This window comes from Limnohabitans sp. Rim11 (assembly GCF_001269365.1).
GTDB lineage: Bacteria > Pseudomonadota > Gammaproteobacteria > Burkholderiales > Burkholderiaceae_C > Limnohabitans_A.
This window is the reverse complement of sequence record NZ_CXOM01000002.1, coordinates 898,831-924,826: the sequence shown is the minus strand read 5'-3', so window position 1 is coordinate 924,826 and position 25,996 is coordinate 898,831. Positions and strand designations below refer to the sequence as shown.

Here is a 25,996-nt window from a genome sequence, read left to right as displayed (position 1 = left end):
GCCAAGTTTTCATGGCCAGGGTTTGGCCTTTTGACCAAAGCCAGGTGAAGTAAATGGCAAACACCAAAAATAAAAAAGCTTGCAGGCCGTGCCGGTTGTTCATAGCGTGCTTGGTCTGGCTGAGGGTGCCAAACAAATAGCCTGCAATGAACACAACGCCAAACAACAACATACCCTCGTACAGCCAGCAAGCCATGCGCTTGCGCAAGGAGGGAGTGCGCAAAATTGGAATGGCTTCTTTGCCGAAGGGGCTGTCGTGGTACACCAAGGCAATGTGCTTGCCTTTGAGCTTGTCAGCACCGCCTACTTTTTTGGCAATGTCTTGAATGATCACATCGCCAGCCACCCAGTATGTGCCAGCCAATGGGAAGTTCCATTTGAAGACGCCACCGTCAGCTGATTCACTGCGGCCATAGCCTGCAGTGATCAAAGGAATTTTGTCGCCAGGGGCTTTTTCAGTCAGGGCAAAAGTGATGCCGGTTGACAAAGGCTGGAATACTGTGGCGCCATCCAAGCCTTCCAGCATTTTTCAGTCAGGGCAAAAGTGATGCCGGTTGACAAAGGCTGGAATACTGTGGCGCCATCCAAGCCTTCCAGCAAAGGCATGGTCAAAATGCATTGCGGCTCTTGGCCATACTCGGCTTGCAAATGGCGGCCCATCAGCAAGTTGAACTTTTGATCGGTACCGCCCAATTCCAAGTCGGACTTCAAAGCCACGGAGTCATAACCTTGCATGAGGGGGTACAAAAACTCATGCACGCTAATGGGTGTGCCCGGGTTCTAGGCGACAACTGTCCATATCGAAGTACCCCAGATCGTAGTCCATAAAGCTGACTTGCCAGATCTGGTCTTCCACCTGCATCACTCCCACCCTCTGCCCAGCCAACACCGAGCTGAGCATGATCTTCTTGCGGTCCATGCAGATGCGGCCACACTCGGTGATCACAATCGTCCTGTCATGAAACGGATACGCCAACTCTGGCAACCCCGTGTATTGGCGGCTTGAGGGCTGGTATAGATCCCCCGGAATCTTCATCTCAATGCCCTCGTGCGGACGCTCGTAGTTGTACGCGCGCATGTGGCTGGCCAGTTACATGGTCCATTTGCGCAAGGTGCATTGGCGGGCGGGTGCTGACTGGTTGTATGGTCATTTGCTTGAGCACACGGTGCATGCGCTCGTGGCGTCCGTTTTGCTGCGGATTACCGGGCTTGATGCGCTCAATCTCAATGCCCAAACGCAACCACCACACCGCCAACTTGCTCAACCCATGTAGCGCGTTCGAGCTGGCAAAGGGCACGCCGTTGTCTGAGCGGATGCGCTTGGGTAAGCCGTGTCGGTAGAAAACTCGGCCGCGCAAGTGTCCACACGTTTGTAAACGGGGCGCACATTCATAGCGTGGCGCTGCGCAGGCCCTCACAGCACAGCAAGAACCTGGAGTGATAGTCCGTCACCGTTAAGGGGTAGCAATAACTTCTGTCAGCCATCATGAACTCGCCCTTGAAGTCCGTGCACCACAAGTCGTTGGGCTCCTGACCTCCCATCAGCACCGTCCCCTGCGCTTTAGGCCTTGCATTGGCCCTCTTGTGCTTCACAAGCGCGTTGCGCTCTAGCACCGCATGCACCGTGCTCTTGGCTGGGGTTTTGATCTCCGGATACCTGGCCAACAGGCGCTCCCGAATCTTGGGCGCACCCCAAGTTGGAAACTCATTCTTGATTTGAACAATCAGAGCCTCCACTTGAAACGGCAACTGGTTGGCCATCCGGTAAGGGCGCCGGCTTCGGTCGCTGAATGCTTCCAAACCGTTTTGACGGTAACGCTCCACAAGTTTGTGGCCCGTGACGCGAGAGATTCCAAACTCCCGACACAGCTGAGATATTGACTCGCCCTCTAAGTGGCGAGAGACAAAACGTAGTTTTTCATCCATTTTCTGACACTCCTTCCAGGGCATAGAGAGCTCCTCCTATGCCAAAAAACTGTAAAGGATGTATCCGGTATAAACTGTTAACTATGTATCAATATGTTCAGAGCCCCCCGTGATCCCACTGGGGGCTTTTTTCATGATCAATTCATGAGCGAAACGGACGGGCAGCATGCACGCTGACAATCGCCGAGGTATTTGGGCCATGAGCTTGGCCATGGCGCTGTTCATTGCCAACGACGCGCTGGTGAAACAAGTCAGCGCCAGCTTGCCTGGTCCCCAACTCATTTTTATCCGCGGTGTCTTGGCCACCGTGCTGGTTGCCTGCATGGCGCAGTACATGGGCCATTTGCAAAATTGGCGGCTCATGCTCAATCGGCGTTTGTGGCTGCGGGGTGCCGTCGATGCGGCCTCTTCTTTAACTTACCTCACTGCCCTGTTTCATTTGCCACTGGGCAATGCCACGGCCATCAATTTGGCATCGCCACTATTTATCACGGTGTTTGCCATTTACTTTTTCAAAGAGCGGGTGAGCTTTCAACGCAGCTCATTTATTTTGTTGGGTTTTGGGGGCGTTTTATTAGTGGTGCAGCCGGCCGCTGAAGGCTTCAATGTGTATGGCGTTATTTGCGTCATAGCTACTTTGCTTCACGCCACACGCGACACACTCACGCGCGCTATTGGGCTGCATATTCCCGTTTTACTCATTACCTTGTCTACCGCCATTTCGGTGGCATTGGGTGCGGGTGCAGTCACTTTGACGCAGTCTTGGGTGGCAGTGAACAGCACCCAATTTTTAATGCTGTTGGCTGCATCTGCATTTCTATCGATTGCTTATTACCTGCTCATCGTGGCCATGCGCTCAGGTGAGATGAGTTTGGTGGCGCCTTTCCGCTACAGCGGACTTTTGTTTGCGCTGCTCATTGGCTATTTGGTTTGGGGCGAAATACCCAACCTGTTGGCTTGCTTAGGTATCTTTTTATTGGTCGTTTCGGGTTTAATGATTTTGCGAGAAGAAAATCGAAAAATTCCCACCGGACAAGACTCCTAGTTTTATGCACCTCCCTAGCCCAGAACCGCGTCCCTCCATTTATTACAACTACCAAGTTTTCAAGCCTTGGTTGCCGTCGGCGCATGGGCCACAAGACAAGAAAAAAGTGGTCATTGTGGGTGCTGGACCTGCTGGCATGGTCACTGCGCTGGAGTTGGCCAGGCACGGCGTGCCCAGTGTGGTGTTGGCCGCCGATTTGCAATTCTCACAGGGCTCGCGAGCTATCGTATTTACGCGGCGCTCCATGGAAATTTTGCAGCAAGTGGGCGTAGCCCATCGCATTACCGAAAACGGCTTGCCCTGGCGCTGTGGCAACTCCATTTACCGGGGCCAAAAAGTATTCCGCATGGAAACACCGCACGATCCAGACGATCGGTTTTTCCCCATGATCAATATTCAGCAGCAATTCTTAGAAGAGTACCTGCACGATGCTTGCAAAGCACATCCACTGATCGATGTTCGCTGGGGCAACAAATGGACCAAAGCGGAGCAGTTTGAAGGGGGCGTTAAAGCCCACATCGACACCCCAGAAGGTCCTTACACTTTAGACACCGAATGGTTGGTAGCGGCCGATGGCGGCCGCTCAGAAATTCGAAGTCAGTTGAATTTAAAGTTAGAAGGTGCTTCCTTTGAGAGCATCTTTGTCATTGCCGACATTCGCATCGACCTGCCCTACCCCACCGAGCGTTTGGCGTTTTTTGATCCAGACTGGAACCGCGGTAACACCATCTTGATGCACCGCGAGCCGCTCGGTATTTGGCGTGTGGACTACCAGCTGCCACCTGGCGAAACACCCGAAGAAGCCTTGCGCCCAGAGTCTCTTAAGCAGCGCATTGATGCCCAACTCAAAATGATTGGCTTTGAAGGCACCCCCTGGGAAATGGATTGGAGCTCGGTCTATTCTGCTCGCACACTCACATTGCCAAAGTATGTGCACGATCGCATTGTGTTTACTGGCGATGCCGCTCACCTGCTGCCTATCTTTGGCGTACGAGGCGCCAACACGGCGTTCCAAGATGCACAGTCTTTGGGCTGGCATTTGGCTTATGTAGTGAATGGCATTGCCCCCGAAAAGTTCATGCAAAACCACAGCACGGAGCGCGTGGATGCAGCCCGAGAAATCATTACAGAGGCTGGCAAAAGCACACGCTTCATGGCACCCCCCAGCCGTGGTTTTAGGTTGTTACGCGATGCGGTGTTGTCTTTGTCTCTCACTCAAGAATTTGTTCGGACGCTGTACCACTGGCGCACTTCAAGACCGCATGAGTACTCGCTTTCTGAGTTAAACAGTGACTTCAACCATGAAGGCACGTTCAAAGACGGATTGGCCTTAGGCGCACCGCCACAAAATGTGCAGTTTGAACAAGACAACTTTTTGCTAGATCACTTGGGCGGTGGATTTGATTTGGTCTACCTCACACACAATGGAAACTTGCCACCACAGGTATTGGCCGCAACAGAATTGGCCAAGCAGCAAGGTATGCCACTTAAATTGATCGCCATCACACCACAGAACAGCACCGTGCAAGGTGCTGACGTTTCACTGTTCGATCCTCAAAATCGCTTTGGCACTCGCTACGGCATTGGGGCTGGCGGCGCGTACCTGTTTCGCCCCGATCAACACATCTGCGCACGCTGGGCTCAATTGAATGCCGAGCAACTTATTCAGAGCTTAAAGAAAGCATTGATGCAATGAACACACCGACTTCACTCGACATTGCTGGCCTCGAAAAAGTGTATGACAACTTGGCCGTCGCCATTGACCAAGCAGGTCATGAAAAATCAGAGCTCTTCTTGGTTAAGCTTGCCCTCTTGAATGCACAAGCTTTGGGCGACGCGGCTATTTTTGAAAGCAACATTGCTGCGGCGCTCAAGGACCTCTGATCTTTATTGCGGCAATGCGCACTGCACGGGCTTGGCACCCAGTTCATTGATCAAAACTTGTGGATCAATTGCCACCAAAAATCCACGTCGTCCCCCATTGATCCAAATTTGGGGCAACTCCAAAATACTGGACTCCACATACACCGGCATGGCTTTTCTTAAACCAAAGGGCGATGTGCCGCCCACCAAATAGCCTGAGTTTTTTTGAGCCACATCAGGCTTGCAGGGCTCTACTGTTTTGCAACCAATTTGACGAGCCAAATTTTTGGTCGAGGTTTTGCAGTCGCCGTGCATCAGCACCACCAAGCCTTTGCCATGGTCGTCTTGCATCACCAGCGTTTTGACCACTTGATGCTCGGGCACGCCAAGTTGTTTTGAAGACTCAGCTGTGCCCCCATGGTCGACGTAGTCGTAGGGGTGCTCGGTAAAAGCAACTTTATTTTGCTTTAACCATTGTGTCGCTGGGGTTTCAGAAATGTGTTTTGCCATGGATATGCCACTTTTTGGTGCCACTGATAGTGCTTGACCTTATTTTCAGCTAAAAACTTCAGCACTTACCCGAAGTTGATTGGCACAATTTTTCATGCAAAATGATCTTTTATCACTTTCAAAGCACACCATGAAATCCATACGCCAATTAATTCAAGGTCCCATCTTGGCTACAGCTGCGTTGGCTTTACTAGGTACGTTGGCCACCCCGGCTTTTGCTGGAAAAACCATCGATGCCATCAAAGCTCGCGGCAACCTCAATTGCGGCGTCAACCCCAGCTTGCCAGGCTTTGCAGCAGCCGACAGTCAGGGTGTCTGGTCTGGTTTGGACGTTGACGTTTGCAAAGCCATTGCAGCCACTTTGCTGGGCGACGCCAACAAAATCAAATACACCCCCTTGAATGCCGCGCAGCGTTTTGCTGTGTTGCAAGCTGGTGAAATTGACATCTTGTCTCGCAACACCACCTGGACCCTGAACCGCGACGCCTCTTTGGGTCTGCACTTTACGGGCACCATTTACTATGACGGCCAAGGCTTCATGGTGCCCAAGAAATCAAAAATTACCAGCGCTGCCAAACTCAAAGGCGCCACTGTTTGTGTGCAATCTGGCACCACCACAGAAAAGAACCTGAATGACTACTCTAAGGTCATGAAGCTCAACATGAAGCCTGTGGTGTTTGACACCCAAGAGGCTACCAACAAAGCTTACTTTGCAGGTCGCTGCCAGGCCTACACCACAGACGCTTCTGGTTTGGCTTCTGTTCGCAACAAGGAAGCCACCAACCCTGATGACCACGTCATCTTGCCGGAACTCATTTCCAAAGAGCCGCTTGGTCCCACCATTCGTCGCGGCGATGACGAGTTCTTTGCCATCGTCAAGTGGGTGGTTTACGCCCTCATTGAAGCCGAGGAATATGGCATCACACAAGCCAATGTCGATCAAATGAAGAGCAGCACAGACCCTGTTGTTCAGCGCATTTTGGGTACGTCAGAAGACACCGGCAAACTGCTGGGCTTGGACAAAGAGTGGGCTTACCGCGCCATCAAAGCGGTGGGCAACTATGGCGAAATGTTTGAGCGCAATGTAGGTCCTAAGTCAACTTTGAAATTGCCACGCGGTTTAAACAACCAGTGGAACAAAGGCGGCCTGATGTACGCACCACCCGTGCGTTAATTCTTGAGGCATTGAACAAAGCGATCCGGCCCGCCTTGTGCGGGCCGATTTACTCTGATGAGCACTCCACCCCCTCCTAAACGCCGATGGTCTTGGCACAGCCAGGCCTTTCGCGGACTGATTTATCAAATACTGGCCGTTGTGGGCTTGGCATTGGCCCTGGCCTACCTGATGTCCAACACCTTTGCCAACATGCGTGCGCGTGGCATTCAAAGTGGCTTTGATTTCTTTTTGCAACCTGCGGGCTTTGGCATTGGCGAAAGCCTGTTTGAGTTTGATTCTTCCCAAAATTATTTGGTGGCCTACTTGGTGGGTCTGTCCAACACTTTGCGTGTTGCAATAGTAGGCTTGGTTCTGGCCACGGTGCTGGGCACGCTCATTGCCATCGGTCGCCTTAGCAACAACAGCCTGGTCAAAGCTTTGTGCAGCAGTTATGTAGAAGTCACGCGCAACATTCCTTTGTTGCTGCAATTGTTCATGTGGTACTATGCCATGACCGAATTGCTGCCCTCCATTGAGTCGCCTCTCAAACCTCTGGCAGGTGTGTTCTTTAGCAAAAACGGCTTGCAATATCCATTGCCTGTTTGGCAACCTGGCCATTGGGGCACCCTCATTGGCTTGTGCGTGGGCGTAGTTGCCTGGAAGCTTTGGTCTCGCAAAATTCAACATCAATTTGAAACAACAGGTGTTCTCAAACCCAGCTTCTTGCCAGGATTGGGATTGTTTTTGGTGTGCGGCTTGATCGGCTGGCTGGTGGGTGGCGCGCCTTCAGAATTTGACATTCCCGAAGTCACAGAAATTAGCGTGGTGGGCGGCGGGTCGGTTACACCCGAGTACCTGACCTTGCTGTTAGGCCTCTCTGTTTACACCTCTGGCTACATTGCAGAAGTGGTGCGCGCTGGCATTCAATCGGTTTCGTTTGGCCAACACGAAGCCGCGGTGGCTCTGGGTCTAAAGCGCTCTCAAGAGTTGCGCCTCATTCAATTGCCGCAGGCCATGCGAGTCATTATTCCGCCACTTACTAGCCAATACCTCAACCTGATTAAAAATTCCTCTTTGGCAGTGGCTGTGGGCTATCCCGATTTGGTGTCTATCAGCTCTACCGCTTTGAACCAAACCGGTCGCGCCATTGAGTGCATTGCCTTGGTCATGCTGATTTATTTGAGCTTGAGCTTGCTGACCTCAGCACTCATGAACATTTACAACCGCCGCGTGCGAATCAAGGACCGATGATGCCAAACACCGGTTACCAACATCATTTCGAACCCATCGCGGCGCGGCGCCCACCCACCAACGCCACTGGGGCTTGGGCCTGGGTGCAGCGCAGTTTTTTTGATGGACCTTTCAACACCTTTCTGACGGTGCTGTTTGTGGCACTGCTGGTTTGGGCCGTGCCGCCCATTTTCAACTGGACCATTTGGTACGCCGTGGTAGAAGCCGACAACGCGGCTTGCCGCACAGCCCACGGCCTGGGTGCCTGTTGGGGCGTGGTGGCAGAAAAAGGCCGGCTCATCTTGTTTGGCCGTTACCCTTTTGAAGAGCAGTGGCGCCCCTTGGTAGCCAGCGCGGCTTTGGTGCTACTGCTAGTTGTGTCTTGCCTGCGAAGTTTCTGGCGACCTGCCTTGGTGGCGGCATGGGTGTTGGTCTATGCATTGTTCGTTGGCTTGATGTATGGCGGCTTTGCCGGTTTAACTCAGGTCGAAACAGCGCGCTGGGGTGGCTTGCCACTGACCTTGCTGTTGTCAAGCGTGAGCTTGGTGGTGGCATTTCCGCTGGCTATTTTGCTGGCCCTAGGACGCCAATCCAACTTGCCGGCCATTCGCACTTTGTGTGTGGTTTTTGTTGAGTTTGTGCGGGGCGTACCGCTTATCTCTGTGCTATTTATGGCTTCATTCATCTTGCCACTCTTCATGCCGCAAGGCACCAAGATCGATGTGCTGGTGCGTGTGTTGGTAGGCATGACCTTGTTTACCGCAGCCTACTTGGCAGAGGTTATTCGAGGTGGCTTGCAAGCCGTGCCCAAAGGCCAAATAGAAGCAGCCCATTCGTTGGGACTTAGCTACTGGCAAATTCAGCGCAAGATTGTGCTGCCCCAAGCATTGCGCTTGGTAGTGCCTGCCATTGTCAACACCTTCATTGGCGCCTTCAAGGACACCTCCTTGGTCACCATTGTGAGTTTGTATGACCTAACGGGTGCGGTCCAATTGGCGCTGGGCGATGCCGACTGGCGCAAGTTTTTCATTGAAGGCCAATTGTTTGTGGCGGCCATTTATTTCATTGCATGCTTTGCCATGTCGCGCTACAGCCAATGGTTGGAGTCCCATCTGAATACTGGAACACGGAGACAGTGAAGTGAATACCTCAAGTCCCATCATCGAATTTTCTAAAGTCAACAAGTGGTTCGGCGAGTTCCATGTGCTGCGCGACATTGACTTGTCAGTCGCCAAAGGCGAGCGCATTGTGGTGTGCGGCCCTTCAGGTTCTGGCAAGAGTACGCTCATCCGCTGTATCAACCGATTGGAAGAACACCAATCGGGCACCCTGAGGGTGGAAGGTACCGAATTGACAGACGACATCAAGTCAATTGAAGCGGTACGCCGCCAAGTGGGCATGGTGTTTCAGCAGTTCAACTTGTTTCCACACCTAACGGTTTTGGAAAACCTCACGCTGGCCCCCATGTGGGTGGGCAAGGTGCCCAAGGCCGAAGCCGAAGAGCGCGCTATGCAACAACTCACGCGCGTGCGCATTGCCGAGCAAGCGCACAAGTACCCCCTGCAATTGTCGGGCGGTCAGCAGCAGCGCGTGGCCATTGCGCGCTCTTTGTGCCTCACACCCAAAATCATGTTATTTGATGAGCCCACCTCAGCGCTTGACCCTGAGATGATCAACGAAGTGTTGGACGTCATGGTGGAATTGGCCAACCAAGGCATCACCATGATTTGTGTCACGCACGAGATGGGTTTTGCGCGCTCTGTGGCCGACCGCGTGATCTTCATGGACCAAGGCCAAATTGTGGAACAGAACACTGCCACAGAGTTCTTTGCCAATCCGAAGAACGAACGCACACAAGACTTCTTGTCCAAAATTCTGGCGCACTGATGACGCTGCATTCAAAGCTTGCTGGTTTGTCTGGTGAGTTTTCTTTTTTAGATCCCCACGGCGACGTGTGGCCAAGACCTCATGGCAATACCTACTGGTTATGGGCGGGGTACATCTTGGCTGGCGAGCATCCAGCCCTGAACGGTGAAAATAATTTACCCCAAAGACTTCAACTGTTGGGGCAGGCAGGTATCACTCATATTATTGATTTGACATTACCGACTGAGAGCGACAAAACTTACCTACCCCCAGGCGGTACTGTTCGCCTTAATTTTCCCATTGCAGATTTTGGCGTTCCCACTGTTTCGCAAATGCAAGCCATTTTGCAAACAATTCAATCTGTCGTGAACCAAGGTGGTCGCGTTTATTTGCATTGTCGCGCTGGCATTGGCAGAACAGGTACCGTAGCGGCCACATGGCTGGTGAGCCAAGGTATAGAAGGCGATGCAGCTCTGACGCTGCTCAGTCAAAAGTGGCAGGCCATGGACAAATGCAAGTTCACACCACACACCCCCGAAACAGATGCACAACGTCAGTTTGTCAGAGCGTGGAAAATGGCTTCATTGTGAGATTTGGTTGATGTGTGTCAAAGGTCTCGCACCTTGTGTTTGATGCAACACAATGCTTGAGTCCAGAAATAGATTTCCAATTCATTAACGACTAATTAAGTCGTCATAAGAAGGAAATCCATCATGAAAAAACTCATTGTTACCACTGCTGTTTGTGCACTGTTGTCCAGCGCCGCATTCGCGCAAGAAAGTCCTTGGATGGTTCGTGTACGTGCTGTCAATATTGACATGGCCAACAAAGATGCCACAGGTTTAGGTCTCACGGTTAACAACAAAACGATTCCAGAAGTCGACGTCACTTATTTCTTCAACAAGAACATGGCAGCCGAACTTGTTTTAACAGTGCCACAAAAACAAACCGTCAACTCCACCGTTTTGGCGGCTGACATTGGCACCTTTAAACATCTACCCCCAACTCTGACATTGCAGTATCACTTTGATGGCAGTTCTGACATGAAGCCCTATGTGGGCGCCGGCGTCAATTACACACAAATCACACAAGTCAATTTGCTTTCTGGCGGCGCCAACGTCGACAGTCACAGCTGGGGAACCGCTCTTCAAGCAGGCATTGATTTCCCGATTGACAAGAACCTGAGTTTCAACATCGACATTAAAAAAGTGTTAATCAATACCAATGTCTATGTAGGCGGTGTGAACAACGGCGTATTAAAGTTAAACCCAACCCTGATAGGCGTGGGTTTGGGTTACCGCTTCTAAACTCTGGACTGGCGTATTCAGCTGAACACGCCCCCATAGGTTTTACGCAAGTCACCCTTTTGAACCTTGCCTGTGCCCCCCACAGGCAAGGATTCTAAAAAGATCACATCGTCGGGTATCCACCACTTGGCCACTCTGCCTTCTAGGAAAGCAAGAATTTCTTCTTTCTCAACGGTCTGCCCAGGCTTGCGCACCACAAACATCAAGGGGCGCTCGTCCCACTTGGGATGCTTCACACCAATGACTGCGGCCATGGCCACAGCAGGATGCGCTATGGCTGCATTCTCCAAATCAATAGAGCTGATCCATTCACCGCCTGTTTTGATGACGTCTTTGGTGCGGTCGCGAATTTGCATCACGCCCTGTGCATCGATGGTGGCAATGTCGCCGGTAGGAAACCAGCCATTGATCAATGGCGATTTTTCGCCCTTGTAATAACCAGAAATAATCCACTGACCGCGCACCATCAATTCACCTTGTGACGTTCCGTCACGAGGCAAGGTGTTGCCTTCGTCGTCCACCACTTTGATTTCCACACCAAACACAGAGCGGCCTTGCTTGCCCACCAAGGCATGGCGATCTGCAGCGGGCAAAGCGCGTTGAACTGGCGTCATGCTGCTCATGGTGGCCACCGCCGTTGTTTCTGTCATGCCCCAACCGTGGCGCACTTCAACACCGTAGTCGTCGTTGAACTTGGCAATGAGGGCTGTGGGCATAGCAGAGCCGCCCACCGCGGTGCGCTTCATGGTGCTGAAGCGCAATTTGTTTTGTTCTACGTGCTGAATGAGGGCCATCCAAATGGTGGGCACGCCCGCACTGATGGTGACTTTTTCGGCTTCTATGAGTTCGTACAAACTGGCACCGTCTAGCTTGGGGCCTGGCAATACCAACTTGGCGCCTGCCACAGGGGCTGCATAAGGAATACACCACGCATTGATGTGGAACATGGGCACCACGGGCAGGATGGCTTCGTCAGGCGATAAATTCAAGATGCTGGGCAAGCAATCAGAAATGGCATTGATCACAATGCCGCGGTGCGAATACATAGCACCTTTCGGGTTACCCGTAGTGCCCGAGGTGTAGCAAATGGCAGCAGCTGTTCTTTCATCAAACTCGGGCCACTCAAAAACATCGCTGGCGGGCGCAATGAGTTCGTCGTAACACATCACATTGGCCACGCCTTCTATCTCGGGCATGTGAGCGCGTTCTGTGAGGCAGACCCACGCACGCACTTTGGGGCAATGCGCCGCAATGCCTTTAATCAGGGGCGCAAACGTGATGTCAAACAACACCGCCTCGTCTTCGGCGTGGTTGATGATGTAAATGAGTTGCTGAGGATGCAGGCGGGGGTTGCAGGTGTGCATCACCATACCACTGCCCGACACTGCGTAATAGGCTTCTAAGTGGCGGTGGTTGTTCCAGGCAATGGAGCCCACCACACTGCCCTCTTTCAAATTCAAACCCTTGAGTGCATTGGCCAGTTTGCGCGCGCGCTTGGCGCAGTCGGCATAGGTGTAACGAAACAAAGGGCCGTGCGTTTCGCGGGAGACAATTTCTTGGCCACCAAACTGCATAGCGGCATGCTCGAGAATGCCGGACAAAAGCAAGGGGCGGTCCATGATGAGGCCGGGTTGAAGCATGAAATTCTCCGAATCAAGTAGATTCAGAGATCTTATGCAAAAGACTTAGCGTGTCTCTCGGGATTGACCCGTAAAGGGGGCTTGATACAGCCAAACAGGGCGGTTGGGACTGGCATCGGTCTTGGCCGAAGGCTTGAGTTCGGCCGCTTCAAACTCTAAACTGACCAACCACGCGCCAGGCTTCATTTCGGCTTTGGCTTTTTCAACTGCTCGGGGCATGGTCTCGGGTCTTTGAAACAAATAGACCATGTCGTAAGCACCCCAATGGTCTTCCCAAATATCGCCGCACCTGACCTCGGCCCACGGGCATCTGAGCTTGGCCACCCAACTTAAAGGTCGACTGAATTCAATGCCAATCCACTGCGCGTTCACGTACGCTTCGCGCAAGGCTTTCAAGCCGTCGCCTGCGCCGCAGCCCGCATCCAGAATTTTGGCCTGGGCAGGCAAGATGGCAAAGCGGGGGATATCTCGAAGGGCTTTAAGGGGTGTAGGGAAAACGGGCGCATCGCGCCAAGCGTGCATGGGATAAATCCAGACCACCGCTGCCAGTGGCAACAACCACACCCAAGCCGGAACACTGGCTGTGCCCAACAACCACAAGGACACTGGAAAGCCCATTGACAAAGCCGCTGTGCGAGCTTGAGACACCCCGCGCATCCAAGCCATCATGGCAGCCAAAAAGCTAGCAAACGTGGTCATGATCATGGCCACAGAGGGGTTAATGCCCTGATCGACCAAATAAAGGTACAAAAACCATGCTGCCCCCCAAACGGCTAAGGCAGACAAAGGCCAACGGATCAAGTTTGACAATTGATTCTTCTTTCCGATAATTTGCACATGTTATGCCATCACAATTGGTCTTTACAAGTTACCACTGAAATTTTTGCACGCATGTTAACGCCCAAATTGAAACCCATCTTCTTTTCGATGTTGTTCGCAATGGCTTCCGCTTTGTTTGGGCACTCTTCTGCTTGGGCGTACAAAGTTGAAAAGATTTGTGAAGACATACCGGCCTCAACCACAGTGCCTGCTCACAAAAAATGCAAAGTGGTTAGAGCGAATGAAAAGGCTCCAGCCAAAGGGGACGGCAAGGGAGACGCGAAAGCAGAAGCCAAGAAAGACCCCAAAGCCGGTGGTCATTGAAAGCACAAGCCAATGCGGGTCTTTTTAAAAAAAATCAATGCCATTGGCGCGCTGATGTCGGCCATACAGTTTTTTATTCGAAAAAACAAAGGCCGCACATTTCGGCAAAAAGTTTTTTCGCTGCTGCACGCTACGCCCACGTCTGGGCCACTTCACCGCTACATCGATCGTCTCATTATTGCCGCTGTACTTGTCTCTGTTGTTTCGATTGTTTTGGAAACAGTGCCCGCCATTCATGCCATCTTTAAAAATGAATTTGCATTTTTAGAAATTGCCACCATCATTTTGTTTTCAGTGGAATATGTGGCCCGCGTCTATTCGGCGTGTGAAGTGTCCAAATACAGCGACCCCATCAAAGGTCGATTAAGGTACATGGTCAGCATTCCCGCGCTGATTGACCTCGTCTCTATCCTTCCATTCTTCTTGGGCATTTTGCTGGACAAAGTGGTTGACACTCGCTTCCTGCGAATCTTTAGGCTCACCAGGCTGTTAAAGGTGACCCGCTACACAGGCACTTTGAACACCCTGATCAAGGCCATTAGCCGAGAAAATCGAGTGTTGTTTGCCTCGGCCTTCATGATGCTGTTGCTGGTGATTCTCACGGCCAGTTTGGGCTATGAACTTGAGCACGACGCCCAACCTGACAAGTTCGACTCCATTCCGTCGGCCATGTACTGGGCTGTAATTACTTTGGCCAGCGTGGGCTATGGCGACATCTCACCCATCACGCCAATGGGTCGCGCCATGACGGTGGTCATCAGCCTGATTGGCATTGGCATCTTTGCCATTCCTGCGGGCTTGATGGCCTCGGCCTTTACCGACCAGCTTCGCATTGACCGCGAAACCTTTGAAAATGAATTTAGAGATGCATTGGCCAAAGGTCAAATTTCTCATACCTATCAACATGCTTTAACCGCCGAAGCTGAACGACTTCATTTAAGCCAGCAAGATGTGACGCGCATCATGGAGAAGGTCAAGCACGAACTGAAGTTCAAGATCAGCGACAGCACGGCCCACCTCAATGCAGATCAACTGCTAGAAAAATATCGCCAACAAGTGAGCCAACTTAGAGGCTTGGTTCAAAGCGACGACTTTCAACAAGTGCATGACTTGGTGCTCAAAATAGACACTACCACCCCCTTGGAACGTGAAGTGTTTGAGTCTTTGCGCAAATAAGACAAAGTTTGTAGGCAAAAAGTACTTGCAAATTAGAGATCCGGCCTAAAATACGAAGCTTGGGGCTGCACTGGTTTCGACATGGGTTCGGACGCGTGGCAGGGCATGTCGAGGTTCTGATCCTCGTAAAACAGCAGAAAAAAAACTAACTGCAAACGACGAACGTTTCGCACTCGCCGCTTAATCCGGTGAGCCTTGCAACAGTTGGCCGATAGGCTGGGCAAGGGGGCAATAGGCGTTAAAACCTAAAGCTTCCAGGCTGCAAGGGAAAACATATGGGCTGGCGTCACATCGGGCATCTTGATGTGGCGCGAGAAAATAGGATGCTGGTTGGATCAATAGCGTGTCGCTGCGCGATTGGTTTGACGAGACTCAAATCAGACGACTACACATGTAGAACTGTACGAAAATGGCTTGTGGACGCGGGTTCAATTCCCGCCAGCTCCACCACACACCCAAGGGGGCAAATTCACTAAAGAGTTTGCCCCCTTTTTTTGTGTGGTTCAAGTTCGATCTGGTGAATAAAGACATTCGTCGATCCCCTTACCCAGCACCTTGTCTTCATTGATTTCTCATAATGTCATTTTGACAACAATCATTTGCATGAGCAGCGCTTACCTTTCCGACAGTGTTCTAGGCAGCCATGAAGGCGCCAATTGGTGCTGGCATCTCAAAAGAAATATCTCCATCACACCGGCGCAAATGGCAGCCATTTTTATTAGCTTGGGCCTATTGACATTGCTCATTGGCATTGCCTTTTACAACTTTGGTGCATCTTTTATTCTTCCTTTCTCTTTGATTGAAATTGCTGCATTGACCATCGCCTTTGTTTACAACGCCATTCATGCCAACGACTATGAAAAACTGGTGCTAACCGACAGGGAAGTTCAGATTGAAAGAAAAATTGGTTTTCAAGTGACGCAGATCCATTTGATGAGATCCATGACCCGCGTTGAAAGAAGCAAGCTTAAAAATGACCTGATAGAACTCCGGCAAGGACAACAGTCAGCGGACTTTGGCCGATTTATTCATACCAACATGAGGCTTTTGCTGGCCGAGCAAATCTCTAAACGAATGATGGCAAGTCACAAGCTTAATTTTTAAAAGGCGCCTCTAGCAAGAGTCAGTACCTGCTTTGGCAAATGAGTCGATAGCTGCGAATCAGCGGATGTCCAAGCCACAAAATGGTCAGGCCGAATGAGTACAAAGTGCGCTTGATAACGTTTAACTTCGCCCTCGAAGCTGTCCTCAACAATGGTCAGAGGGACATTCATCTCTTTGGCTGCAACACGGAATGCATCAACACTATCGGCATGTGCACCCAATGCTAAAAGCGTAAATCCAGATCCAAGTTTCTCAAATACATTTTGACCCGAACTCAGCGTGGCGGGCGCAAGGTGGTGGCCCGCATTGGCCTCAAAACGGTGATTGCCTTTGGCGCTCGGATGTCTTTGTGATGTTTGTGCAACTGAAAGCGCAACATCAGTAGACTCAACATCGGAATGCAAGATGATGGGCGAACCTTCGTAATTGGGCTCAAAAGCGTGCACCTCAGACACAGCACCGCTTGCGCGCTCTTTAAGCGCTAACTCAAAAGCTTGAAGGTCACGGTCTGGGCTGTAGGCTTCTAAAAAGTCACCATCAGACTTAATCGATTTGGCAATGAAGTCATCAATGGTGGACCGGAACACCAAGCGCCGCTCGGCATCGTAAGAGTCCAACAGTTTGGCATCGGCCCAGCCTTCTAAGACGGCGGCCAGCTTCCAGCCGATGTTGCGCACATCTTCCAAACCCGAATTGATGCCGTAGCCACCATAAGGTGGGTGGCTGTGGGCCGCATCGCCCGCTACAAAAATACGCCCTGCCCTGTAATTGTCGGCCAAGGCAAAGCGCAAATCCCAAAAGCCGATGTATTCAAAATCTACTTCAAATTCGGCACCTACAGACTCGTGTAGGTAGGCGCGAAAATCGAAGTTATCGGCAGTGGTGCCAGCAGGTACAGGCGCATGAAAAAACCAAGTATTGCCAAGATCAACACGGCCAAAAAACTTCCAGTAGCCTTTGAGCTCTGGATGCAGCACGTTGTAAAACGACTTGCCAGGGTAACGCTTTAACAACTCATGCAGCTGCGTAGAACGAAATACCAAGAGCACCATCTTGCGATCGTGCGATGTGAGAGTTTGCGTGATGCCAGCTTGTTGACGAACGCGAGAACCACTGCCGTCACACCCAACGGCATAAGCTGCACGAACAACCTGCAGCGCGCTGCTTTTATCTGCGGTACGTTCAGTGACCGTCAAAGTCACGCCCTCTTCGTCTTGCTCAATGGTTTCCGCATCGAAACCATACAAGACTTCAACCGATGGCAACTGCGCCACGCGCTCTCGAAGCACTTCTTCTGTGGCGTACTGAGGCAAGCGCTCGTTGGCTGTGTAGTAATAAGGCTTGACCAAGTCGCGCTGCAACCAATCGTGGGCATGGGGGCTGAGTAGAGTGCCGTAAGCAGTTAAGCCCCCGATACCGTACTCTGGCGGAATGGTGCGCGCTGCACGCAGCTGTTTTTCGGTGCCCCAAACATGCATGTGCTCCAAAGTGCGCTGGGTCAGGTTCTGACCTTTGGGAATGGGTTGGGGTTTGACGTAGCGCTCAACAACCAGACATTTGACGCCGCGCTGTCCAAGTTCAATGGCCAAGCCCATACCGACCGGGCCACCACCAACAATCAATACATCGGCGTTGTATTGGCTCTTTATTGATTGGGTCATGTTCTATTTATCGCTACAAAAAAATAGAAAGAATCATGCCACAAAGCGTTGATAGCGATACAAAAGGCTGAAACCTAAAGGTGTGAATTATTTTGATTGAACCCTTGCTACATGCAATTTTTTTAGGCTATCTATCAACCGCTGGTGCCTGTCTAGCCCTTCCAGCTTCATACTGGTAGGCTTGAGTCCAAAGAAGCGGACAGTACCATCCACTGAGCCCAACACCGCATCCATGCGCGCATTGCCAAACATGCGGCGGAAATTGTGCTCATAGTTGGCCATATCTAACTCAGAGTCCAAGGCCACTTCCAGCGCCACATTCAACGCTTGGTAAAACAGTTTGCGCTCTGCGGTGTTGTCGTTGTATTGCAAGAACGCACCCACCAAGTCTTGTGCGGCGTCTAATTGTTTCAAGGCCAAGTTGATCAGCAGTTTTAACTCCAGCACAGTCAGCTGACCCCACTCGGTGTTCTCATCAAACTCAATGCCAATGAGGGTGGCAATGTCGGCATATTCGTCTAGCTCGTTGTTTTCCAAACGGTCTAGCAGTGCGGCCAATTGCTTGTTGTTTAAGCGATGCAAGTTCAGAATGTCTTCGCGGAACAACAAGGCTTTGTTGGTGTTGTCCCAAATCAAATCTTCAACCGGATAAATTTCGGAATAGCCTGGCACCAAAATTCGACAGGCCATGGCGCCTAGTTGGTCGTGTACGGTGATGTAGACCTCTTTGCCCATGCTTTGCAAAATACCAAACAAGGTGGCGGCTTCGTCAGCATTGGCTGTAGGACCCTGACCTGCAAAGTTCCAATTTACAAATTCGTAATCGGGTGTAGCGCCAAAGAAGCGCCAAGACACAATGCCGCTTGAATCGATGAAGTGCTCTACAAAGTTGTACGGCTCGGTGACGGCATTGCTTTCAAAGGTGGGGGGCGGCAGATCATTCAAGCCTTCAAAGCTGCGGCCTTGCAGGAGTTCTGTGAGGCTGCGTTCTAGCGCCACTTCTAAGCTGGGGTGGGCACCAAACGAAGCGAACACGCCGCCGGTGCGAGGGTTCATGAGGGTGACGCACATCACGGGGTACTTGCCACCCAGCGAAGCGTCTTTCACCAGCACAGGGAATCCTTGGGCTTCGAGTCCTTGAATGCCAGCCATGATGCTGGGATATTTTCCCAGTACTTCGGGTGGCACATCGGGCAAGCAAATTTCGCCTTCCAGAATTTCTTTTTTAACAGCGCGCTCAAAAATTTCGGACAAGCACTGCACTTGCGATTCGGCCAAGGTGTTGCCCGCACTCATGCCGTTGCTGACGAATAAGTTTTCCACCAAGTTGGACGGGAAGTACACCACCTGCTGATCAGATTGCCTCACAAAGGGCAGCGAACAAATACCGCGCGCCACATTGCCCGAGTTGGTGTCAATCAAGTGCGAGCCTTTGAGTTCGCCATCGGGGTTGTAAATACTCAGGCAGTACGGGTCCAAAATTTCTTTGGGCAGCGCATCCTTCTTGCCGGGTTTGAACCACTTCTCATTGGGGTAATGCACAAACTCGGCATTGGCCAGGTCTTCGCCCCAATACGCGCCCGCATAAAAGTGGTTGTTGTTCAGGCGCTCAATGTATTCACCCAAGGCAGAAGCCAGCGCGCTTTCTTTGTTAGCGCCTTTGCCATTGGTAAAGCACATGGGTGAATGCGCATCGCGAATGTGCAAGGACCACACATTGGGAATGATATTGCGCCAAGAGGCAATTTCAATCTTGATGCCTAGGCCCGCTAGTACGCCAGACATGTTGGCAATGGTTTGTTCCAAGGGCAAATCTTTGCCCAAAATAAACGTACTGCTTTGGGCATCCGGCTTGAGGCTGAGCAAGGCTTGTGCGTCTTCGTCCAAGTTAGCCACTTCTTCAATGACAAACTCAGGGCCTTCTTGCACCACTTTTTTAACGGTGCATCGTTCAATGGAATTCAAGATACCGCGGCGGTCGACTTCAGAAATATCGGGCGGCAACTGCACCTGAATTTTAAAAATCTGCGCGTAGCGGTTTTCTGGATCAACAATGTTGTTTTGTGACAGCCTGATGTGCTCAGTGGAAATGTTGCGGGTATCACAATACAGCTTCACAAAGTAGGCGGCACACAAAGCGGACGAGGCCAGAAAATAGTCGAAGGGGCCAGGCGCAGAGCCATCGCCTTTGTAACGAATGGGCTGGTCTGCAATAACCGTGAAGTCGTCAAACTTGGCTTCTAGGCGTAGTTTGTCGAGAAAGTTGACTTTGATTTCCATGGCGGGAAAGGCATTGGCTGCACTTGCTACTTGTCCTTAAATATGAAGAACAAGAGCGAACTTTCGCCTTCACGCGGACCGCCAGTATAGGCATCTGGGGTCAGTTCAGCTTGAAACATAGCCCATTTAGTAAGTATGCTTATTATCTTGACAGAAATTAATAAGCACAGTTATCATTTCTCTCAGTTACCTAACAAGGCTTAAATTTTCTGGGAGAGAAGTGATGCAGTTTTACAAAAATGGTTTCCGCGGCGGCAGCCCCGACATCAAACAAGCAGCCCCCAACCGCCGCAACCGCGGCACCAACGAACCTCTGCCCGAGAAAGTTGATGTCTTGATTTCTGGCACCGGCCCTGCGGGTCTTTGCTTGGCCGCCCAACTGGCCCAGTTCCCAGAAATTGAAACCATGATTGTGGAGCGCATGCCCGCCAACATCATCAAGGGCAAGGCGGACGGTATCAACACCCGCACCATGGAAATGTTCCAGGCCTTTGGCTTTGCCGACAAGGTCAAGCGCGAAACTTATTGGGTCAATCAAACGGCTTTTTGGATGCCCGATCCTGCCAATCCGGAGAACGTCAAACGCGTTGGCCGCGTGCAAGACGTAGCCGATGACAGCTCGGAAATGCCCCACATTCTGATCAATCAAGCGCGCTTGCATGAGTTGTTTTTAGAAGTGATGCAAAACTCGCCTTCGCGTTTAGCGCCCGACTACGGCTGGGAAGTTTTGAGCCTTACCGTCGACCCAACAACCGAAGACCATCCAGTGACCGTGGTTCTAAAAGATTCAAGCGGCTTGAATTGGGGTGCCACCAAAACAGTCCGCGCCAACTATGTGGTGGGCTGCGACGGTGCGCACTCTTCTGTGCGCAAAGCCATTGGCGGCGTATTGCACGGCGATGCGGCACACCAAGCTTGGGGCGTGATGGACATTTTGGCCAACACCGATTTTCCAGATGTGCGCCAAAAATGTTTGATCTCCTCAGCCAACGAAGGCAACTTGCTCATCTTGCCGCGCGAAGGCGGCTACTTGTTCCGCATGTATGTGGAGCTGGACAAACTTCGCCCCGACGAAAAAGCAGCGCAGCGCAAGTTGACCCAAGACGACATGATTGCTGCGGCCAATCGCATCATCAAACCTTACTCGGTAGATGTGAAAGAAGTGGTGTGGTGGTCTATTTATGACATTGGCCACAGCCTGACCGACAAGTTTGACGATGTGGGTGACGCAACCGATCGCAACCCGCATGTGTTTGTGGCCGGGGATGCCTGCCACACCCATTCACCCAAAGCGGGCCAAGGCATGAACGTGTCGATGCAAGACACCTTTAACCTCGGTTGGAAAATGGTTCACGTCTTGCAAGGCCGTGCCAATCCAAGCTTGCTGCGCAGCTATTCGTTCGAGCGCTGGACCGAAGCCAAGCGCTTGGTCGACACCGACCACAAGTGGTCGCGTGTGATGTCAGCACCTACTACGCAAGCCGAACGCGATGGCACTGAGGAGCCACGCATCATTCGCCAATTCAAAGAGAACCTTGAGTTCACAGGTGGCACAGCCGTTAAATACGACAAGTCGTATTTGTTTGCCGACAGCCCGCACCAAGCGTTGGCCACTGGTGAAGAAATTGGCCGCCGGTTTCATTCGGCCCCTGTGGTTCGCGTGTCCGATGCCAAGCAAATGCAATTGGGCCATGTGGCGCAAGCCGATGCACGTTGGCGCATTTATGCGTTTGCGGGCAAAGCAGATTCAGCCAGCGCAGGCTCGCCCATTCACAAGTTGGCAAGTTGGTTAGAAACCAACCCCAACTCTCCCGTGGTGAAGCACGCGCGACCAGGTGAAGACATTGATGCCGTCATTGATGTGCGATTTGTGTTTCAGCTAACATTTGACCAGTTGGCTTACGAGCACATGTCCGCTTTGCTGAAACCCCTCACTGGTCATTTGGGTTTGCAAGACCACGGCAAAGTTTTCTGTGTGGACCACAAAGGTCTGGGCGACATCTTTGACATGCGCGGCATCAACCGCGACAAGGGTTGCATGATTGTGGTTCGGCCCGATCAGTATGTGGCCAATGTGCTACCACTGGATGGCTACGAAGCCTTATCAGCCTATTTTGCGGGTGTGTTGCGTTAAGCATTCAAGCGCTAAACTCTTTGGATGAACTCAGCGCATCCAAACTTACCCACTGAAGCACCTGCCGCTGTTAGCTTTTGGCAGGCTTTGAAGTTCTGGATCAAACTGGGCTTCATCAGCTTTGGTGGGCCTGCTGGCCAAATTGCGATCATGCACGAAGAGCTGGTGGTGCGCAGGCGCTGGTTGTCAGAAAAACGCTTTTTGCATGCGCTCAATTACTGTATGGTCTTGCCTGGGCCTGAAGCGCAACAACTGGCCACTTACATTGGTTGGTTGATGCACAAAACGCGTGGCGGTATTGCAGCGGGCGTCTTGTTTGTATTGCCCTCGCTGTTCATGCTGATCGGTTTGTCTTGGCTCTATATTGCGTACGAGCATGTCTCATGGGTGGCGGGTTTGTTTTATGGCATCAAGCCAGCCGTCACGGCCATCGTGGTGCAAGCTGCACACCGCATTGGCTCGCGGGCATTGAAGAATAACTTTTTGATAGCCATTGCAGCTGCCAGCTTTGTGACCATCTTTGCACTGAACGTACCCTTCCCTTTCATCGTCTTGGCAGCAGCAGTCATTGGCTTTGTGGGAGGGCGCATGTCACCGGCTTCATTCGCTACGGGTGGTGGACATGCCAGTTCCCAAACAGCTCTGGGTCCAGCGTTGCTTGACGATGACACGCCCACACCCTCCCATGCTGTGTTCACTTGGAAGCGTTTGCTGAAGGTGTTATTGACAGGTGCCGTTTTGTGGTGTGTCCCTATGACTTTACTGTCTGTGCAATACGGCTGGGATCACACCCTCACGCAAATGAGTTGGTTTTTTACCAAAGCAGCACTTCTCACATTTGGTGGCGCGTATGCCGTGCTACCTTACGTATACCAAGGCGCGGTAGAACAGTTTGGCTGGGTCACTGCCACGCAAATGATCGATGGCTTGGCCTTGGGCGAAACCACCCCTGGACCACTCATCATGGTGGTGGCCTATGTTGGCTTTGTAGGCGGCTATGTCAAAGCTGTATTGGGGCCAGACAGTTTGTTTTTAGCAGGCGCATTGGCAGCCACAGTGGTCACTTGGTTCACGTTTCTGCCTTCCTTTATTTTCATCTTGGCAGGTGGGCCATTTGTTGAGAGCACTCACAACGATTTGAAATTCACGGCCTCACTGACTGCCATCACGGCTGCAGTGGTGGGGGTCATTTTGAATTTGGCCTTGTTCTTTGGTTATCACACACTTTGGCCAAAGGGCTTTGGTGATGCGATGGATGTGCCATCTGCCCTCATTGCGTTAGGCGCTGCCATTGCCTTATTTAAATATAAGCGCAATGTGATGCAGGTGATTGGATCATGTGGCTTAATTGGTATTGGCGTTCAATATTGGCCTTGAAAAATTTCGATGTACAAAAAATAATATTTGATGCTTAATTTAAGATTGCAAAAAAATGCAGAGGAAATTCAATGGACACTTTGCAACCTAAAACTATTCAAATGAGCATTCAGGAAACAGTAGGTCTTGCAAAAACGCAGAATCTGAATGAGTTCATAAAAAATTCACCACTTTTTCAAAATCAAGATATCAAACTAGAACGAGAAATTAGCTTAACTCGCGAAGTTTTAATTGAATCAAAATAATTTTAAGCATGACCAAAGAATTTGACATCGTGGTGCACGGCGCCACTGGCTTTACGGGCCGCCTCATTGCAGAGTATTTGTTAACCCGCGCCGACACCGGCCTCACATGGGCCATGGGCGGCCGCAGCCTCGACAAGCTGCAAGCCGTGCGCGACGAAATTGGGGCGCCAGCCACCACACCTCTGGTGGTGATTGAAAGCAGCGACGAAGCGTCATTGAAATCGCTCATGTCTCGCACTCGCTTGGTCATTTCTGCCGTGGGCCCATACCAGCTGTACGGCAACGAATTGGTCAAAGCCTGCGCCGAATCCGGTGTGGACTATGTCGACTTGTGCGGCGAACCCGCATGGATGCGCCACATGATTGACCAACACCAAGCAGCCGCCGAAAAAAGTGGCGCCCGCTTAGTCTTCTCATGTGGCTTCGACTCCAGCCCCTTTGACCTTGGCGTGTTCATGGCGCAAGACGAAATGACCAAACGCTTCGGCAAGCCTGCACCTCGCGTCCGCGGTCGTGTGCGCAAAATGAAGGGCACTTTCTCTGGTGGCACGGCAGCCAGCTTCAAGGCCACCATGGCTGCAGCCGCCACGCAGCCTGGCGTCATTGATTTGCTCAAAAACCCCTTCTCGCTCACCCCCGGTTTTGAAGGCCCTAAACAGCCTACAGGCCACAAGCCCATGTTGGACGACGTAATGGGCGTGTGGGTTGCGCCTTTCATCATGGCCACCATCAACACCCGCAATGTGCACCGCTCCAACTTTTTGTTGAACCATGTTTGGGGCTCAGACTTTGTGTACGACGAAATGATCGTGACCGGACCTGGTGAAAAAGGCGAAGCCATTGCCAACGCCATTGCCCAAGACAAGAGCATGAGCGAGGACAAACTCAAACCCGGTGAAGGCCCTTCCAAGGCTGAGCGCGAAGCGGGTAGCTACGACGTGCTGTTCATTGCGAGCAACGAGCAAGGTCAGTCTGTGAAGGTTGGCGTCAAAGGCGACCGCGATCCAGGTTACGGTAGCACTTCCAAAATGATTGCCGAAGCGGCCATCTGCTTGCTCAAAGATGCGCCCAACACCAAGGGCGGCTTCTGGACCCCGGCTTCGGCCATGGGCCATGCGCTCATTGCCCGTTTGCAGTCGCATGCGGGCCTGACGTTTAGCGTGGAATAAATTCAATCAAGGATTGAGTTCCAAAGCAGCCGGCAAATAGCCTTTCAAACTGTGAACGCCGTTGGCAAACAAAATGGCATTCACAGTGGCTTGCGCTGTCGCTTCGGCCGCCATCACGGTCAATAGCAACATGTCGGCAGGCGCTGTCTCTGCACACGTGGCCATGGCAAACAAAGTGTCGCCATCCAGTGTGGTGTGAGCTGGCCTGATACTTCTAGCAAAACCGTCGTGCGCACTCATGGCCAAGCGCTTGGCCTGCGCTTTGTTCAAAGTGGCGTTGGTGGCCACCACGCCAATGGTGGTGTTGGTGCCAGACAAAGGCGCAGCCGCTGTTTGACCGGCCAACAAAGCTTGTTGGGTATTGAGCAACCTCGTGCCATCTGAAGTGCGCGCGCCCGCCAAAGTTTGACCTGTCAGCGGATCGATGACATCGCCCACGGCATTGCAGGCCACCATGGCCCCCACTTGCCAGGGGCCAACACGAACCAACGCATGGCCAATACCGCCCTTCATGGCTCGATGAAGGCCAAACAACTTACCCACCACTGCGCCGGCACCAGCCCCCACATTGCCCGACATAGGAGGCACCATGGAGCGCATGGCACTGGCAGACAAGGGTTTTTGGTAGAGCGCATCGTCGCAAGCGGCATAACCCGCAGCAGCATCGGGCCTAATTTTGGGATTGTCGCCTTCACGCACCATGGGCAAATCGAACAACACGGCAGCGGGCACGATGGGCACACAGCCATGACCCGTTTGAAACCCCATGTTGCGCTCGTCTAGCCAACGCATGACGCCGCTGGCGGCGTCCAAGCCAAAAGCACTGCCGCCCGATAACAGCACGGCATGGACTTTGTCGACCAAATTGGTGGGATCCAGCAAGTCGGTTTCGCGGGTACCGGGCGCAGCGCCCCGAACATCCACGCCGCCCACGGCCCCTTGGGGCGCTAAAACAACGGAACAGCCTGTGAGCCTTTGGGTTGAAGTGAAATGGCCGAGGTGCAATCCCGCAATGTCGGCAATGCTTCCGTAATGCGGATTGGCACGTTCGCTAAGGCGGATGTTTACAATGTTCTGCGATGTCATTTGAAAACCTTTTATCGATGCGCCAATGGTTCAAAACAGTTGGGCCAACCCTGCATTCCCATTTGAAGTTGCAAGGAT

General features: G+C 51.9%; 26 protein-coding genes, 1 other RNA gene and 2 pseudogenes. 16 read left to right on the top strand and 13 right to left on the bottom strand.

The window, feature by feature from the left end:
* The 6 genes and pseudogenes from AMM03_RS14305 to AMM03_RS14290 form a co-directional block, all read right to left on the bottom strand.
* A partial coding sequence (locus AMM03_RS14305) for an ABC transporter substrate-binding protein (protein WP_228764626.1) occupies positions 1 to 526 on the bottom strand: 526 nt, incomplete at its 3' end.
* A 53-nt stretch (positions 527 to 579) separates the two neighbouring features.
* Positions 580 to 774, bottom strand: a pseudogene (locus tag AMM03_RS09090) (tyrosine--tRNA ligase); the annotation flags it as partial.
* A complete protein-coding gene (locus AMM03_RS14300) occupies positions 761 to 1,078 on the bottom strand; it encodes a hypothetical protein (protein ID WP_228764625.1) in 318 nt (105 codons plus the stop codon). The pseudogene AMM03_RS09090 and the gene AMM03_RS14300, both read right to left, overlap by 14 nt.
* A gap of 103 nt (positions 1,079 to 1,181) precedes the next feature.
* Positions 1,182 to 1,250 (bottom strand): annotated as a pseudogene (locus AMM03_RS14395) (hypothetical protein); the annotation flags it as partial.
* 11 nt (positions 1,251 to 1,261) lie between these two features.
* Positions 1,262 to 1,393, bottom strand: coding sequence for a hypothetical protein (locus tag AMM03_RS14340; RefSeq protein WP_255349622.1), 132 nt, complete (start codon positions 1,391 to 1,393; stop codon positions 1,262 to 1,264).
* Positions 1,390 to 1,926 (bottom strand): helix-turn-helix domain-containing protein, encoded by a 537-nt coding sequence (locus AMM03_RS14290; protein ID WP_228764624.1) that lies wholly within the window; start codon positions 1,924 to 1,926, stop codon positions 1,390 to 1,392. The genes AMM03_RS14340 and AMM03_RS14290 overlap by 4 nt, the downstream gene beginning before the upstream one ends.
* 166 nt (positions 1,927 to 2,092) lie before the next feature.
* On the opposite strand from AMM03_RS14290, the gene AMM03_RS09080 reads away from it, so the two are divergent.
* From AMM03_RS09080 to AMM03_RS09070, 3 genes are read left to right on the top strand one after another with little or no spacing between them, the layout of a single operon-like run.
* Entirely contained in the window at positions 2,093 to 2,971 is an 879-nt protein-coding gene (locus tag AMM03_RS09080; protein ID WP_090130568.1) for a DMT family transporter, read from the top strand.
* A gap of 4 nt (positions 2,972 to 2,975) precedes the next feature.
* Complete coding sequence (locus AMM03_RS09075; RefSeq protein ID WP_090130566.1) at positions 2,976 to 4,667, top strand: FAD-dependent monooxygenase; 1,692 nt, start codon at positions 2,976 to 2,978, stop codon at positions 4,665 to 4,667.
* On the top strand, positions 4,664 to 4,855 hold the full coding sequence (locus AMM03_RS09070) for a DUF2783 domain-containing protein (RefSeq protein WP_090130565.1): 192 nt from the start codon (positions 4,664 to 4,666) through the stop codon (positions 4,853 to 4,855). Before AMM03_RS09075 ends, AMM03_RS09070 begins: the two co-directional genes overlap by 4 nt.
* 3 nt (positions 4,856 to 4,858) lie before the next feature.
* On the opposite strand, the gene AMM03_RS09065 is transcribed toward AMM03_RS09070, so the two are convergent.
* On the bottom strand, positions 4,859 to 5,344 hold the full coding sequence (locus tag AMM03_RS09065) for an aminoacyl-tRNA deacylase (protein ID WP_090130841.1): 486 nt from the start codon (positions 5,342 to 5,344) through the stop codon (positions 4,859 to 4,861).
* A gap of 130 nt (positions 5,345 to 5,474) precedes the next feature.
* Between AMM03_RS09065 and AMM03_RS09060 the strand changes: the two genes are divergently transcribed.
* The 6 genes from AMM03_RS09060 to AMM03_RS09035 all read left to right on the top strand — a co-directional run bounded on the left by AMM03_RS09060 (position 5,475) and on the right by AMM03_RS09035 (position 10,903).
* Positions 5,475 to 6,518, top strand: a complete 1,044-nt coding sequence (locus tag AMM03_RS09060) for an amino acid ABC transporter substrate-binding protein (RefSeq protein ID WP_090130563.1) — start codon at positions 5,475 to 5,477, stop codon at positions 6,516 to 6,518.
* Positions 6,519 to 6,575: 57 nt separating this feature from the next.
* Positions 6,576 to 7,751 (top strand): amino acid ABC transporter permease, encoded by a 1,176-nt coding sequence (locus tag AMM03_RS09055; RefSeq protein ID WP_090130561.1) that lies wholly within the window; start codon positions 6,576 to 6,578, stop codon positions 7,749 to 7,751.
* Positions 7,751 to 8,869: an amino acid ABC transporter permease gene (locus AMM03_RS09050; protein ID WP_090130840.1), complete on the top strand. Its 1,119-nt coding sequence runs from the start codon at positions 7,751 to 7,753 to the stop codon at positions 8,867 to 8,869. Before AMM03_RS09055 ends, AMM03_RS09050 begins: the two co-directional genes overlap by 1 nt.
* A gap of 1 nt (position 8,870) precedes the next feature.
* Positions 8,871 to 9,617, top strand: a complete 747-nt coding sequence (locus AMM03_RS09045) for an amino acid ABC transporter ATP-binding protein (RefSeq protein WP_090130559.1) — start codon at positions 8,871 to 8,873, stop codon at positions 9,615 to 9,617.
* Positions 9,617 to 10,186, top strand: a complete 570-nt coding sequence (locus AMM03_RS09040; protein ID WP_090130557.1) for a protein-tyrosine phosphatase family protein — start codon at positions 9,617 to 9,619, stop codon at positions 10,184 to 10,186. The genes AMM03_RS09045 and AMM03_RS09040 overlap by 1 nt, the downstream gene beginning before the upstream one ends.
* Positions 10,187 to 10,306: 120 nt before the next feature.
* The gene (locus tag AMM03_RS09035) at positions 10,307 to 10,903 is read left to right on the top strand and encodes an OmpW/AlkL family protein (protein ID WP_369793688.1); all 597 of its coding nucleotides are present in this window, start codon (positions 10,307 to 10,309) and stop codon (positions 10,901 to 10,903) included.
* A 17-nt stretch (positions 10,904 to 10,920) separates the two neighbouring features.
* Here AMM03_RS09035 and AMM03_RS09030 read toward each other — a convergent pair whose 3' ends face one another.
* Genes AMM03_RS09030 through AMM03_RS14170 form a run of 3 tightly spaced genes read right to left on the bottom strand, consistent with a single transcriptional unit; the run spans position 10,921 to position 13,550 of the window.
* Positions 10,921 to 12,543 (bottom strand): long-chain-fatty-acid--CoA ligase, encoded by a 1,623-nt coding sequence (locus AMM03_RS09030; protein WP_090130553.1) that lies wholly within the window; start codon positions 12,541 to 12,543, stop codon positions 10,921 to 10,923.
* A gap of 45 nt (positions 12,544 to 12,588) precedes the next feature.
* Positions 12,589 to 13,353 (bottom strand): class I SAM-dependent methyltransferase, encoded by a 765-nt coding sequence (locus tag AMM03_RS09025; protein WP_194942833.1) that lies wholly within the window; start codon positions 13,351 to 13,353, stop codon positions 12,589 to 12,591.
* Between the two features lie 38 nt (positions 13,354 to 13,391).
* Complete coding sequence (locus tag AMM03_RS14170; protein WP_194942832.1) at positions 13,392 to 13,550, bottom strand: hypothetical protein; 159 nt, start codon at positions 13,548 to 13,550, stop codon at positions 13,392 to 13,394.
* A 148-nt stretch (positions 13,551 to 13,698) separates the two neighbouring features.
* On the opposite strand from AMM03_RS14170, the gene AMM03_RS09015 reads away from it, so the two are divergent.
* The 3 genes from AMM03_RS09015 to AMM03_RS09005 all read left to right on the top strand — a co-directional run bounded on the left by AMM03_RS09015 (position 13,699) and on the right by AMM03_RS09005 (position 15,966).
* Positions 13,699 to 14,862: an ion transporter gene (locus AMM03_RS09015; RefSeq protein WP_090130547.1), complete on the top strand. Its 1,164-nt coding sequence runs from the start codon at positions 13,699 to 13,701 to the stop codon at positions 14,860 to 14,862.
* Positions 14,863 to 14,923: 61 nt separating this feature from the next.
* Positions 14,924 to 15,312, top strand: a transfer-messenger RNA (tmRNA) gene (gene ssrA, locus AMM03_RS09010).
* Between the two features lie 135 nt (positions 15,313 to 15,447).
* Complete coding sequence (locus AMM03_RS09005; protein WP_228764623.1) at positions 15,448 to 15,966, top strand: DUF2244 domain-containing protein; 519 nt, start codon at positions 15,448 to 15,450, stop codon at positions 15,964 to 15,966.
* Here the strand turns inward: AMM03_RS09005 and AMM03_RS09000 are convergent.
* Positions 15,963 to 17,627 carry an FAD-dependent monooxygenase gene (locus AMM03_RS09000; RefSeq protein ID WP_090130543.1) on the bottom strand — a complete coding sequence of 555 codons (1,665 nt, stop codon included), beginning with the start codon at positions 17,625 to 17,627 and terminating at the stop codon, positions 15,963 to 15,965. The two genes, AMM03_RS09005 and AMM03_RS09000, sit on opposite strands and share 4 nt — an antisense overlap.
* An 87-nt stretch (positions 17,628 to 17,714) precedes the next feature.
* The gene (locus AMM03_RS08995; RefSeq protein ID WP_090130539.1) at positions 17,715 to 19,907 is read right to left on the bottom strand and encodes an OsmC domain/YcaO domain-containing protein; all 2,193 of its coding nucleotides are present in this window, start codon (positions 19,905 to 19,907) and stop codon (positions 17,715 to 17,717) included.
* Between the two features lie 223 nt (positions 19,908 to 20,130).
* On the opposite strand from AMM03_RS08995, the gene AMM03_RS08990 reads away from it, so the two are divergent.
* The 4 genes from AMM03_RS08990 (at position 20,131) to AMM03_RS08980 (ending at position 24,832) form a co-directional block, all read left to right on the top strand.
* Entirely contained in the window at positions 20,131 to 22,041 is a 1,911-nt protein-coding gene (locus tag AMM03_RS08990; RefSeq protein ID WP_090130537.1) for an FAD-dependent monooxygenase, read from the top strand.
* A 24-nt stretch (positions 22,042 to 22,065) separates the two neighbouring features.
* Positions 22,066 to 23,418 (top strand): chromate efflux transporter, encoded by a 1,353-nt coding sequence (gene chrA, locus AMM03_RS08985; RefSeq protein ID WP_090130535.1) that lies wholly within the window; start codon positions 22,066 to 22,068, stop codon positions 23,416 to 23,418.
* A gap of 71 nt (positions 23,419 to 23,489) precedes the next feature.
* A complete protein-coding gene (locus AMM03_RS14165; protein ID WP_194942831.1) occupies positions 23,490 to 23,663 on the top strand; it encodes a hypothetical protein in 174 nt (57 codons plus the stop codon).
* Between the two features lie 8 nt (positions 23,664 to 23,671).
* The gene (locus tag AMM03_RS08980) at positions 23,672 to 24,832 is read left to right on the top strand and encodes a saccharopine dehydrogenase family protein (RefSeq protein WP_090130533.1); all 1,161 of its coding nucleotides are present in this window, start codon (positions 23,672 to 23,674) and stop codon (positions 24,830 to 24,832) included.
* Positions 24,833 to 24,838: 6 nt separating this feature from the next.
* Here the strand turns inward: AMM03_RS08980 and AMM03_RS08975 are convergent, their stop codons facing one another.
* A complete protein-coding gene (locus AMM03_RS08975; RefSeq protein WP_090130530.1) occupies positions 24,839 to 25,918 on the bottom strand; it encodes a P1 family peptidase in 1,080 nt (359 codons plus the stop codon).
* Positions 25,919 to 25,996 lie beyond the last annotated feature (78 nt).